Origin of the sequence: Shewanella algicola (assembly GCF_014648035.1) — a bacterium.
Classification (GTDB): Bacteria; Pseudomonadota; Gammaproteobacteria; order Enterobacterales; family Shewanellaceae; genus Shewanella; species Shewanella algicola.
In genome coordinates this window covers 33,335-46,596 of record NZ_BMQI01000041.1, presented here as the reverse complement: position 1 = coordinate 46,596, position 13,262 = coordinate 33,335, and the positions used below count along the sequence as shown (strand labels likewise).

The following is a 13,262-nucleotide window of genomic DNA, read 5'->3' as shown; positions in this document are numbered from 1 at the left end:
TTTTTAAATAAAAGTCGTGAAAGACGAATAAACTAGTAAAAGAAAACCCCCACTTTTAAAAAAAGTGGGGGTTTGTCATTAATCTGAAACCGCCTTTTGGCGGTTTTTTGAAGACTGATTAGTTAGTCAATTGATGGCTCATCGCTGTAATCAATATCGTGATAGCTTAAGCAGGTATCAACTTCATTCGCACTACCTAAAATCACGGCTACGCGCTGGTGGATTTCAGTTGGTTGAATATCCAAAATAGTCTCGTAACCTGTTGAGGCTTTACCGCCAGCTTGCTCAACAAGCAATGCCATTGGATTGGCTTCATACATTAGACGCAATTTAAAAGGTTTAGCCGGGTTTTTATTGTCTGTTGGGTAGGTAAAAATACCGCCGCGACACAAAACACGATGCACATCACCCACCATAGCGGCAATCCAACGCATGTTAAAAGACTGGTCGCGAGGGCCTATTTTACCCAGTAGCAAGTCGGCAATGTAGGTTTGCATTGGCGCTTCCCAAAAGCGTTGATTGGACATGTTAATGGCAAATTCAGCCGTATCTGGGGTGATTTGTACATTGTCGTTGGTCAGCAAAAAGGTTTGGCTGTCTGGGTCTAGGGTATAAAACTGTGTACCTTTGCCTGTGGTTAATGCCATCATAGTTGATGGGCCATAAAGCACGTAGCCTGCAGCAACTTGTTTACGCCCAGCTTGTAAAAAGCTTTGCTCGTTAAATTCGCCAGCAGGTGCAGGTAATACCGAAAAGATCGTACCCACTAACGAGTTAATATCGATATTAGATGAGCCATCTAAAGGATCAAAACTCACTAGGTATTCACCCTGTGCATTGGCCTCTACAACGTAATCTTCTTCTTCAGAAGCGATACCGCGCACTGTTGCGTCAGCCTTTAAAGCGTCTTTAAGCATGTCGTTAGTGATCACATCCAGTTTTTTCTGGGTTTCACCTTGAACGTTTTCTTGCTCTGTTGCGCCTAATACACCTGCTAACGCGCCGTGACGAACGGCACCGCTAATGGCGATTGAGGTTTCTGCTAAAGTGAACAGCAATTGCGTGAGTGACGCATTTACTGCTTGAGCACTGAGGGTTTGGGCCAAAGTCTGCATGATTTTTCCTATGAGATTTTGCGAGGTTAAGGTCGATGTTATTCATTTTATAGGCAAATCATACCCCACAATGAGGCTAATTTCAGCGATTGTTATCTGAGGTTTTGGTTTTACTGCAAATTAAGGCAAAATGTTGACTGATTGATTGCCCCTAAGGATTAATAATAATGACAACAACATGGAAGCAGCATGCTTTAGCGGCAATGACTGCCGTACCGTTTCTCTTTACTAGCCAGATTTTTGCAGCAGACCAAGGCAGTGCTATGACTTCACTTACTACCGCACCGTTAAGTGCAATAAACGGCAATAAAACGCCACTCACTATTGAGCGTATTCATGCTTCTCCCGCATTAGCAGGTTCAAGCCCGCGGGGCCTGGCATTATCACCAGACGGCAAACGAGTGACCTATTTATCGAGCCGCGCCGATAACCAACATTTTTATGATTTGTGGCAAATGAATATCGCCACGGGTGAGCGCAGTGTATTGATTAATGCTGACCTGCTTGCCAGTGGTGAGTTGTCTGACGAAGAAAAAGCGCGCCGTGAACGCCAGCGAATTTACGGTGAAGGGATCATGGAATACTTTTGGTCTGAAAACAGCCAAAGTATTTTAATTCCTGCCGCTGGGCAATTGTATTTATATGATGTAGCCAGCAATAAAGTCACTGAGCTTAACACGGGTGAAGGCTTTGCAACGGACGCGCGTTTGTCGCCAAAAGGGCGCTATGTGTCATTTGTACGCGATCAAAACCTTTATGTGTTGTCATTAGCGTCTCAACAAGTAATCGCGTTGACAACCGACGGTAAAGGTCCGATCAAAAATGCCATGGCTGAGTTTGTCGCCCAGGAAGAAATGGATCGCATGACGGGCTATTGGTGGGCGCCGGATGAGTCAGCTATTGCTTTTACTCGAATTGATGAATCAGGTGTTGAGCTGGTGACACGAAATGAGATTTATGCAGAAGGCATTAAATTAACCGAACAACGTTATCCTTATGCCGGTAAAGCTAATGTTGAAATCGCCCTTGGTGTCGTGAGTTTGCACGATAAGAGTGTCAATTGGATTGATCTGGGCAAACAAAAAGACATGTATTTACCGCGTGTTGAATGGCTACCCGACAGCAAGCATGTGTCTTTTCAGTGGCAAAGTCGTAATCAACAAGCATTAGATTTACGCATTGCAGCTGTAAGCCAACCAGAACAAGTTAACACAGTGATTGAAGAGCGCAGCCAAGCCTGGATAAACCTCAACGATGACCTGCATTTTTTAAAGCAGCAGTCTGCCTTTATTTGGGGCTCTGAGCGTGACGGGTTTAATCACTTGTATTTATTTGATTTACAAGGAAAGCAGCTCAAACAATTAACCCAGGGAGATTGGGCGGTTGATGCGCTTGAATTTGTCGATGAGGCCAGCGGCTGGGTGTATTTTAGTGGCCGTAAAGACAGTGTAGTTGAGCGTCATTTATATCGGGTTAATTTAAACAAAGGTGCCGACTCAATCGAGCGAATTAGCCAAAGTGCAGGAATGCATGCTGCGGTTTTTGCTGATAAAAGCCCAGTATATTTAGATTATTTTAGTAGCCTACAGCAGCCGCCACAGATCAGCTTACACAACGACAGTGGTAATCGATTAGCCTGGGTTGAACAAAACCTAATCAATAGCAAACACCCGTTATATGATGTGGCTGGGCTATGGCAAATGCCTGAGTTTGGCCAATTAAAAGCGGAAGATGGTCAGCCATTAATGTACCGTTTATTTAAACCTGTGCCGTTTGATGCTAATAAAAAATATCCTGTGGTGGTGCGTGTTTATGGTGGCCCACATGCCCAGTTAGTCGTCAACAGTTGGAGCGAGTCTGATTATTTTACTCAATACTTATTGCAACAAGGTTATGCCGTATTTCAATTAGATAACCGTGGCTCGGCTCATCGTGGTACTGAGTTTGAGTATGTGATTTATCAAAATATGGGAGATGCTGAGGTAAACGATCAAAAAGTGGGTGTGGATTACTTACGCAGCCTGCCATTTATTGATGGCGACAACGTGGCAATTTATGGTCACAGTTACGGCGGCTATATGGCATTAATGAGCCAATTTAAGGCGCCAGATTATTTTAAAGCGGCTATTTCAGGGGCGCCGGTTACCGATTGGCGTTTATACGATACCCATTATACCGAGCGTTATATGGGGGATCCTGAAACCAATAAACAAGGTTATGATGCCAGCAGTATTTTGCCTTATGTTAGCAATTACCAGTCTGGCCTGTTGATGTACCACGGCATGGCGGATGATAATGTGTTGTTTGAAAACAGCACGCGCGTTTATAAAGCATTGCAAGATGAAGGTAAATTATTTCAGATGATGGATTACCCAGGGTCTAAGCATTCAATGCGCGGCGAGAAAGTGCGTAATCACTTATATAAATCGTTAGCTGCATTTTTAGACCAACAATTAAAATAATCATAAATTAATCGCTAAAAGCGGACATAAAAAAACCAGGTTAATCACCTGGTTTTTTTATTGGATAACCTACAAGATTAGTCTTCTAAGTCACCACAAAAGCGATAGCCTTCACCGTGGATAGTCGCGATGATTTCTGGCGTATCAGCTAAGCTTTCAAAATGCTTACGAATACGACGGATTGTGACGTCAACAGTGCGGTCATGAGGCTTTAACTCACGGCCTGTCATTTTTAATAGTAAATCAGCACGAGTTAAAATCTTACCAGGGTTTTCAACAAAGTGAAGCATCGCACGGAATTCGCTGCGTGGAAGCTTATAAGATTCACCTAGTGGGTTCACTAAAGAACGGCTGTTAATTTCTAAGCTCCAGCCATTGAAACGGTAATATTCAACAGAACCTTTTTCTTCTGTTTCTGCTGCAGCACTGTTTACGCGAGTTAATAGGTTACGAGCACGAATTGTTAATTCACGCGGGTTGAAAGGCTTGGTGATGTAGTCATCTGCGCCAATTTCAAGACCAAGGATTTTATCAACTTCGTTATCACGGCCGGTTAAGAAAATAAGACCAATATTATTTATTTCACGTAATTCGCGAGCAAGTAATAACCCGTTTTTGCCTGGCAAGTTAATGTCCATCACCACTAGGTTAATTTTATTATCTTGCATGGCTTTGTGCATTTCTGCGCCGTCGTTAGCTTCTGTCACAACATAGCCTTCGGCTTCAAAAATACTGCGCAATGTATTACGGGTTACGGCTTCGTCTTCAACAATCAGAATGTGCGGGTTTTGCATGATATTTACCTAATTTTATAAAATTCGACTCTAGCGTTTCGTTGCTAGTAAGTTGTTATCGCGCATTAATTAACGCTGATACTCCAGTATTTTTATGGTGTTTATCTATGTCTGCCCTGAATAAAACACTCTTATTTAACTCGTTTGATGTAACGCTATCTTTGGTTACTGAGTTGTCTTGCGTATAGTCAATCTCATTACGCCGATGCAAAATGCATGTTAGTGCCTAATAAGTTAAATTTTTTGCCAATTGGCTTACTACTATGAATACGATTTATCGAGATAGTTCCATTTGTTGCAAACTTAATTTAATCGTAAAGCTGTTCTTGTCATTAGTTTATTAAATGTAGAACATAAATCGTTCAAGTGTAAACTAAGCACATCAACGTAGTTAACTTCCAGTGAACTTGTTTAAAACACTATAGTGAAAGAGATGGTTTAAACTATTGTTACTAGCTTATCTAGTCGATTTAACAGCTGGTAATCATTATTGTACTCGTTTTAGACATTTGTTAACAAATTAAATGTTAAAAAATTAATATAACTGTCAGGTATATGAAAGATTAACCTCTATAACATTATAATTTTAAACCTATTTTAAATATTATACTTGTGACTGATGTCACAACCTTTAAGAATCCATAAGGCTCTGCTAAACTAATTTTGGCTTAAATTGACGAATTAATATTATGGAAAATGTTATCGATAGATTGTGGCATGACTACCAAAGCACGCATTTTTTGCTGACGCAACGTCTTTCACATGATTACCCATTTGCTATTGTTACCGCGCACAACCCTCATGGTTTATTACTCACTCCTTCTCAAAACCGTTTGCTCGATCGCCAGCTTCAATTCAAAATCCAACAATATAAAAGCCCATACCGTTCATTAATCGGTGCGGCACCAGATTTATCTCACATGGAGAAAAGTTGGGCCATTTTTATCGATAAAGAACAAGCGCTTGAGCTAGGGAGAGAGTTTAATCAACATGCTATCTACTATGTTAATCAGGGGCGGTTATCTTTGGTCGCTTGTGTTGACACGGTAATGCCTGAGATAGAAATGGGTATTTTTAATCATAGGTTACGCCTAGTTAGTGAGCTGCCTGATATCAGTGCTCGTATTTAATCTTTGCTCCGTGAAGACGGTGTTTTATAAGTAAATTGATTATTGTATCTAATTCGGGTCCAATGATTATGCTTTGTCTTAGTTATTGCGCTTTCTTCGTTTTTTTATTGGATTATTGCATGATTTTTCACTACAAAGAACAATCTTGTTGCTGGCATGTAAATTTTTAGCAAATAGCCTGTATTGTTTGAATTAAGATGGATATAAGTAAAATAGTGTATTTTTACTACGATTGTTGATTGACTTGTCAGTGGGTTTGTTGCTATTTTTCAAGTCCCTCCTTAGGGAGGCACAGAAGAGGAGCGTTAACTAGGTAGTAAGTTTGAGGATGCCAATCCGATGACAACTTACGAGGGAGATTAGCGCCGAGGTATCAAATTGTGTGGCACACATTGGTACCGGTCGTATAGGCTGAATCCTAACGATTGTCACCTGTTTTTTGGTGGAGAGCTTCTGGTGATGATTGCTGTTTCCCTTCTTTAAGGGTGCGTTATCTTAGCACCAGGCTCTTCGAACGTAGTGTGTTCGGAGTGTATATCATGTTAGTAAATCACATCTTTTTTTATTGTCTTTCGCCAATCGCGGAGGCATCGCTATGAGCACTGCTTCTCAAGATATTCGTCCCGAATTAGTCGTCGCTAAATTTGGCGGTACCTCTGTAGCTGATTATGCATCAATGAGTCGTTGTGCTGATATTGTGTTAGCAAACCCTGCAACGCGTTTAGTGGTGGTGAGTGCGTCAAGTGGTGTGACTAATTTATTGGTCGAGCTAACACAAGCGAATGTGAACGATGAGCGCCGTTTAGCGCTGTTAAAGCAAATTGCGCAAATTCAATACGCCATTTTAGATGAGGTGGGGCGCCCACAAGATGTTGCGGCAAGTATTGATAAAATTCTGAGCCGTATGTCTGTGTTAAGTGAGTCGTTAGAGCTTGATCGCAGTAAGGCGATTATGGACGAATTGCTTTCTACCGGTGAGCAATGTTCATCGATTCTATTTTCTGCTGTTATCCGTGAAAAGGGCACTGCATCTGATCATTTTGACGTACGTCAGGTGCTTCGTACTGATAGCCATTTTGGCCGTGCAGAGCCACATATTGAAGCGATAGCTTCGTTGGCGGGCGATTTATTAAAACCGCTGCTATCAAAATACGTCATCGTGACTCAAGGGTTTATTGGTGCAGACCAAGATGGCCGTACGACTACACTTGGCCGTGGTGGTAGTGATTATTCTGCAGCGCTACTTGCCGAAGCATTAAGTGCCACAGCGGTAGAGATTTGGACCGATGTTGCCGGGATTTATACCACAGACCCAAGGCTGGCACCTAATGCACGCCCAATTGCCGAAATCAGCTTTAACGAAGCAGCAGAAATGGCAACCTTTGGTGCTAAAGTGTTGCATCCTGCAACCATTTTACCTGCGGTAAGACAAAAAATTCAGGTGTTTGTGGGTTCCAGTAAAGCTCCTGAAATGGGCGGTACATGGATCCGTCATCAAGTTGAAGATACACCTGTTTTTCGTGCAGTGGCATTACGCCGCGATCAAACTTTATTGAATTTGCATAGTTTACAAATGCTCCATGCACAGGGCTTTTTAGCGGAAACCTTTGCCACACTTGCACGCCATAAAATTTCAGTAGATTTAATTACCACCTCTGAAGTTAACGTATCGCTGACCTTAGATAAGACCGGTTCAGACTCAAGTGGTCAGGGTTTACTGAGCGAGTCATTGCTGCAAGAGCTGTCTCAGCACTGTCGTGTACGTGTTGAAGATAATTTAGCGCTAATTGCGATTATTGGTAATCGCATTGCGTCTACGGCCGGTATTTGTAGCCGCGTGTTCCAGGTGCTTGAAAACCATAATGTGCGCATGATTTGTCAAGGTGCGAGTCCGCATAATTTGTGCGTGTTAGTGTCTGAGCCAGAAGCGGCGCAAGTGGTTAATGCTTTGCATCAAAATCTGTTTGAGTCGTAATTGATGAGTAAGGTGATAAGGTCGAATATACAAGTGGGAGAGCTTGCCACAGGGCAAGCCCTCAGCATACCGCTTTATGATATTCAAGGCTCTGATAATGCGGCACCAAGCGTGTATATTCAGGCCAATGTTCATGGTGCTGAAGTGCAAGGTAATGCGGTTATTTATCAACTGATGACCTTGCTCGAAGGCTACGATGTACTTGGTGATATCAAGCTGGCTCCCTTGGCAAATCCGTTGGGCATTAATCAAAAAAGTGGCGAGTTTACCTTAGGGCGGTTTGACCCGATCACTGGGGTGAATTGGAACCGTGAATATTTTGACCATAATATTGATTTAACGGCCTAGTATGCAGAGCATCAACATTTAACCAATGATGGGTTATTTAATGCATACCGTGCAACGTTGGTTGAGTCGTGCCAAGCAAGGCTCAATCAGCCTTTTGGTATCACAACAGGCCATAGGCTAGCCGTAAGCTTGCAATCAATGGCACACAAGGCAGATATCGTACTGGATTTACATACCGGACCTAAGTCATGTAAGCATTTGTATTGCCCTGAGTACGACATTGATGCAGCGCGTTTTTTCTCTATTCCTTACACTTTGGTTATACCTAATAGCTTTGGTGGCGCAATGGATGAGGCGGCATTTTGTCCCTGGTGGCAACTCACAGATTTTGCCGCACAACATGGGCGTGAATTCACTGTGCCTGTGTCGGCATTTACCCTAGAGCTGGCTAGCCAGGAGCGGATTGATTTAGCTGATGCACTGGAAGATGCTAAAGGTATTTTGGCGTATTTAAGTCATCGAGGGGTGATCCGCGAAAAAGTAGAGCCGGCTAATATGACGCGCTTTGGTTGCTACTTAAAAGACTATAAGAAGTTTCATGCACCTAAAGCGGGTTTAATTGAATATTGCGCAGTGGTCGGCCAACCACTTAATGCCGGTCAGCCATTAGTGAATATATTGCGTATGGACTTATATGGCACTGATGAGGCGCATCAAGTGATAAGTTTGCCAATGGATTGTGTGCCTATTTTGCACTTTGCATCAGCGTCGGTGCATCAAGGTACCGAGCTGTATAAAGTGATGACCAATGTATTTACGCTGTAAACAAAAATAATAAAAACGCCTGCATTTAGTAGGCGTTTTTGCTTTGACTGAATGAAGTTGCTCGAGAGGCCTTGAGCTTAAATTAGCTGCCAAGGATTTGCAGTGGTATCGCTAACATATCGTCACCTGAACTCGCAAAATACCAAATAATCCCCACTAAGCCAGCAACCGTTAATAAATACCACACGGTTGAGAAAATTTGTCCATATCGGTCAAGCGGGAGTAAGTGGCTTTGATGACGACCGCGCCATTCAAAGACAATTTCTACACTACCAATCAGCAGTAAAAAGCCTAATAGAGCAAGACCTAAGGTGTAGCTGATAAATACACCTGCAGCGGCACCTAAAACACAGGCGATTAGGCCGACCATGCTGTTCATTGAAAAGCTGATGCTTTTTAAAATATGGCCGCCATCGAGTGGTAAAATCGGTAATAAATTAAATAGATTGAGTAGTGCATTAAAGCTAGCGAGTCCGGCAAAAAAGATATTGCCGGTGATCCAGTACAGACCTAAGCTGATGACAGATAAAATCAGTCCAAATGTCGGCCCCATAATCGAGATATAGACATCTTGCCAGCGAGTGTTAATTCGCTCATCGCTTAAGGCCAACCCGCCTACAAACGGGATTAGATAAATGCCTTTGGTTTTCATGCCAAAGTGTTTCATTGCCCTAATATGACCGTACTCATGAAACACTAAACAACCAATGAGCGCTAACGCAAACTCTAGCGAAAATAGCCATGAGTATGCGGCAACACTGGCGCCTGCAAATAATACTTTAACCACTTTGGCGCTTTTAAGAAGCTTAAACCCCAGTGAAGCTAAGCCGACAACACTGAGTTTTTGCGTTTTAGCGACTGGCACTTCAGGTGTTTGTTTTTCAATATCTGTGACTGTACGTTGCCCTTGCGTGATCTGTTCATCATCGACAAGTAAGCAATAGTCGAGTTGAAAAGGCTGCCAGTTGACGTCTATTTCTAATCGCACAGAAATTGCTTTGGTGTGGGTGGCAATATTCTGATTGGCCATATTCTCATCGAAATGGTCATTAGGTGCATCAACGGGGTTAACCGGTGGCGCAAATTGTTGAGTGAGTTCAAACGAGTGAATATGAAAAGCTTGGTCACTCGCACTGGCTGACTTTTGTGACACCAGTTGGTTGTCCCAATAAAGTTGCTGCCAACCGGCAATTGAGCCTTCTAGTCGTAAGCGTTTACCTAGACATTCAATATTTAGTAATTCCATTAAGGATTCTCAGAGCTTATAGACGGTGAGTATGCGGGCATTTTGCCAGAGCGCTGTTTGATGCTCAATGGGGCTGAGGCGTTTATTGTCTAATAAAGCTGAACTCGGGTTAATAAAGCTGTTCTAACTCTGCAACAGTGGCAATACCTTGCTCTATTGTGGTGAAAACAATTTTTGCGCTGCAACAATGGCCTTGAAATTGACCGTATTGGCGTACTAAAGGCAATATTTGCAATACGTTTATTGATTGAGGTTGTTTCACGAGGTGCGGCAGTTGTGCAATGCTCTTTTCTGTGGCGGTGGTTTCTGCAAGTGGCTTTGCTATGAGGTAGATATCACCACTGCTGTCTATCAACTGATCTTGAAAACAAACAGTATATTGGTTGGCACAAATAAAGCTTAACCAATCTTGATGGTTGGCCAAATACATAAGCTCATCATCTTGATCAAATTTCAAAATAGCTGGCCAATGTATTTGCTGCATAGTGAACAATAATCTCAGTTGATTGGGTCTATTAGTTGTACAGTGAATTATCGGTTACTGTAATCGTATGATATCTCATGATTGATGTTCTTCACCATACAGGGCCCGTGCTCTCGCTGGGTAAGATTAAAGGCATTACCAATGTGGATTTCAACGTTGGTGAAAATATGCTTTTCGGCTTTGATAAAGTAATGGTCATAATAGTTCTCAACTTCACAGAGTTGTTGATTGTATTCAACCTCTTCTTTACCTTGCTCTGCTGTCATTTGATGCTTTTGATCTAACATCATTTTGACTTGTTCAATCATGCCAGCATCGTTTTGCCATTCACTTTTTGGCGGTAGTTTACGCAATCTTGTTTCGAGTTCTAGGCCGGCTACCACCATGGCTTTTATGCTGCCATCTAACTCTTTTAATTGTTGTTTTAATACATCCTGTTGCATAGCACAATAGAGTACTGTTTTAGTACTCGCGGTGGCGCCAAAGGCAATGGCTCTTATCCCTTTATTGGCGGTAGCAATCCCTCCGACAATGTCGCCTCGTCGACATTGAGCGTCACTAACCGTAATGCTGCCACATGACGTTGAGTTACTGTGCAGTAATTGCTTAGTGACTAAAATATCGCCCTGCGCTTCTAGGTGCGAGTATTGGACAAATTGAGCACATATTTGACCACCCGCTTTAATTTTGGTGCTGAGCTCTTGCTCTTTAATCAAACGGCCAATGACGCCTTTACTCACAATGACATCGCCTTGTGCTTCAATGCTGGCAGACTCGACAAAGCCCATTACTGTGACATCGCCACTGGCTTTCACTTCCATGCCTTCGTGTACGTCACCGGTAATTAAAATACTGCCTTTAAAATTGACATGGCCAAAGCGGACATCAACATCTTTAATTTGTAGCATGTCATCGACTTGCATGCCTTTGCGGTTTTCTACCGGTTGCCCAGATAAGGTGGCAATCAGCTTGTTAGGATCTTTAGGGTGTATGCTAGTACCTGTGCCAGGCTCCATAGGCTTATCTTTGCCGGGCATTTGCTGCAGTACATCACCATGAACATTAAAACCTGGAGTGCCAATGGTGGCAGGGGTTTTTACCATTAATACGTCATTGGGCTTTACGGTGATGAGCGCGCCTAAATTACGCATGTCTACCGAGCCGTCTTCACGTTCTTGAGGCTGCAGCAATCGCTCACGAGCTAGGGCCACTTTGCGGCTTAACACGGCATTTTCTCCATTAACCGCAGGTTTGCCATTTGCGATTACCCCCTCGCAACTTTCACCTGGAGGTAATATGGATAAGCGCTGCATTAGTGCCATGATCCTTGGCTTACTTAAGCCCATTTTTATTTTTTTGCTTTTCAGTGTCGTCAGAATATCTGGCAGACTGATGTCTTTACCGCCCCAGGCCGAGTTAATGGTCATACTTGCGTGCATTTTATCTTCACTGACTTCAATTAGGACCGAACCATCCTTACGTTCAGCAATAACAAAAAAGAGTTCATGATCACCGGGCTTTTGGCCACACAATGCATTGATTTCAGTGACGGCTTTATTGATGGCGGGAGAGATGGGGAATAACATGACAAAGTCGGGCTGGCTCAGTATCAGAGTAATATCTTCTACTGTTATCGGCCCGTGTGTATTGGGGACCACACGTAATTCTGCTTTGGTTTTATCTGCACTTAATGAGACTACTGAGGGCTCTAACATAACATCCTTTGTTTTTTGTTTTTATTCAGCTCAATTAAAGAAAGCATAGAGTAACAATCGTAATAAAGAAAAAATGTGAGTCACTTAGCTTTGATCAATTTAGCTGATATCGAAATCCATTTCCAGCTATAAACACTTATTAGACTTGATGTAAATACAACTTATATCTGTTATTTTCTGCTTGGACATTCACTTTACCGAAATGAGCTGCAATGGTGTCAGAGTAAGGTAAGTGTCTGTTAGCGACAATTTGCCATATACCATTAGCGGCTAAGCTCGACGCACTGTGTTTAACAAACTGCGTCGCGATGTCTGTGGTGCTCGTTAACCCATCGTGGAATGGCGGGTTAGAAATGATAGCGTTAAATTGACCTGTGATTTGGTTAAAGCCATCTGATGGATATACTTTTGCTTGCATATTGTTGGCGGCAAGAGTCAGCTGGCAAGAGGCGAGGGCCATTGCATTAATATCAATGCATTCAATATTGAGTTGTGGATTTGCTTTAAGCAGTGCAGCGCTTATGACACCGGCACCACAGCCAAAGTCGAGTATGCGCCCCTGGAGGTTATCGGGTAAATGTGACAACAATAACTCGGTGCCTTGATCGAGTCTTTTTTCGCTAAATACACCGACCAAATTACATATTTGCAGTTGCCCTTGTGGGGTGTCTAGTGTGTATTGGCTTAGCCAATCGGTCAGTAATAACGGTGGTGCTGCTTGTGTTAAGTAGCTTGTATAGAGCAAGCAATGACGTGCGTTATCTTGCTTAATTGGCGCAGAAAAATACGCCGGCATGAGTTTAGCAATAGACTTAACTCCACCTTTGTTTTCGCCTACGACAACGAGTAACCCATCGATTGCCATATGTTGAGCCGCTAATTGCAACAAGTAACCCATAAGAGGCTTAGCTTTTGGAAAATAGATAATCACACAGTCGTATTTTTCGTTGGCTAAGTTATCTGGTAATTGATGGCCAAAGTAACACTCTAATGTGTTGTTGGCATATGGTGATAAGGTTTGATGATGGTTAAAATCAAAGGCTAATGCAGTAACATGGCTTGCTGATTCTAAGCATTGGCTAGCAAATGTATCGGCTTCATAATTGAGGATAAGCACTTTTTGCTGTTGAAAAAGTTCGCTATTTCTAATTAATGCTTGAGAGGGATTTGTTAGCACAGGGGTTACTCACGGTAAAGATAAATGAATAACAGCCCGTTGCGATAGGCA

9 protein-coding genes, 1 pseudogene and 1 riboswitch are annotated in these 13,262 nt (G+C 42.6%); of the genes and pseudogenes, 4 read left to right on the top strand and 6 right to left on the bottom strand.

Going from position 1 to position 13,262, the window contains the following annotated elements:
- Positions 1-122 precede the first annotated feature (122 nt).
- Entirely contained in the window at positions 123-1,115 is a 993-nt protein-coding gene (locus tag IEY42_RS16215; RefSeq protein WP_188926212.1) for a class 1 fructose-bisphosphatase, read from the bottom strand.
- Positions 1,116-1,282: 167 nt separating this feature from the next.
- Here IEY42_RS16215 and IEY42_RS16210 point away from each other — a divergent pair, with 167 nt between their 5' ends.
- Positions 1,283-3,577: a S9 family peptidase gene (locus IEY42_RS16210; RefSeq protein ID WP_188926211.1), complete on the top strand. Its 2,295-nt coding sequence runs from the start codon at positions 1,283-1,285 to the stop codon at positions 3,575-3,577.
- Positions 3,578-3,654: 77 nt separating this feature from the next.
- Here the strand turns inward: IEY42_RS16210 and arcA are convergent, their stop codons facing one another.
- A complete protein-coding gene (gene arcA / locus IEY42_RS16205) occupies positions 3,655-4,371 on the bottom strand; it encodes a two-component system response regulator ArcA (RefSeq protein WP_188926210.1) in 717 nt (238 codons plus the stop codon).
- Between the two features lie 689 nt (positions 4,372-5,060).
- Between arcA and IEY42_RS16200 the strand changes: the two genes are divergently transcribed.
- The 3 genes and pseudogenes from IEY42_RS16200 (at position 5,061) to IEY42_RS16190 (ending at position 8,589) form a co-directional block, all read left to right on the top strand.
- Positions 5,061-5,501, top strand: coding sequence for a DUF3293 domain-containing protein (locus IEY42_RS16200; RefSeq protein WP_188926209.1), 441 nt, complete (start codon positions 5,061-5,063; stop codon positions 5,499-5,501).
- A 287-nt stretch (positions 5,502-5,788) separates the two neighbouring features.
- Positions 5,789-5,962, top strand: a riboswitch (Lysine riboswitch).
- Between the two features lie 134 nt (positions 5,963-6,096).
- Positions 6,097-7,476, top strand: a complete 1,380-nt coding sequence (gene lysC, locus IEY42_RS16195) for a lysine-sensitive aspartokinase 3 (protein WP_188926208.1) — start codon at positions 6,097-6,099, stop codon at positions 7,474-7,476.
- 3 nt (positions 7,477-7,479) lie between these two features.
- A pseudogene (locus IEY42_RS16190) lies at positions 7,480-8,589 on the top strand (succinylglutamate desuccinylase/aspartoacylase family protein).
- 82 nt (positions 8,590-8,671) lie between these two features.
- Here IEY42_RS16190 and IEY42_RS16185 read toward each other — a convergent pair.
- The 4 genes from IEY42_RS16185 to IEY42_RS16170 all read right to left on the bottom strand — a co-directional run bounded on the left by IEY42_RS16185 (position 8,672) and on the right by IEY42_RS16170 (position 13,211).
- The gene (locus tag IEY42_RS16185) at positions 8,672-9,835 is read right to left on the bottom strand and encodes a site-2 protease family protein (protein ID WP_188926207.1); all 1,164 of its coding nucleotides are present in this window, start codon (positions 9,833-9,835) and stop codon (positions 8,672-8,674) included.
- A 109-nt stretch (positions 9,836-9,944) separates the two neighbouring features.
- The gene (locus IEY42_RS16180) at positions 9,945-10,319 is read right to left on the bottom strand and encodes a DUF4144 family protein (protein ID WP_188926206.1); all 375 of its coding nucleotides are present in this window, start codon (positions 10,317-10,319) and stop codon (positions 9,945-9,947) included.
- Between the two features lie 47 nt (positions 10,320-10,366).
- The gene (locus IEY42_RS16175) at positions 10,367-12,034 is read right to left on the bottom strand and encodes a flagellar assembly protein A (protein WP_188926205.1); all 1,668 of its coding nucleotides are present in this window, start codon (positions 12,032-12,034) and stop codon (positions 10,367-10,369) included.
- 139 nt (positions 12,035-12,173) lie between these two features.
- A complete protein-coding gene (locus IEY42_RS16170) occupies positions 12,174-13,211 on the bottom strand; it encodes a methyltransferase (RefSeq protein WP_188926204.1) in 1,038 nt (345 codons plus the stop codon).
- Between the last annotated feature and the right edge of the window lie 51 nt (positions 13,212-13,262).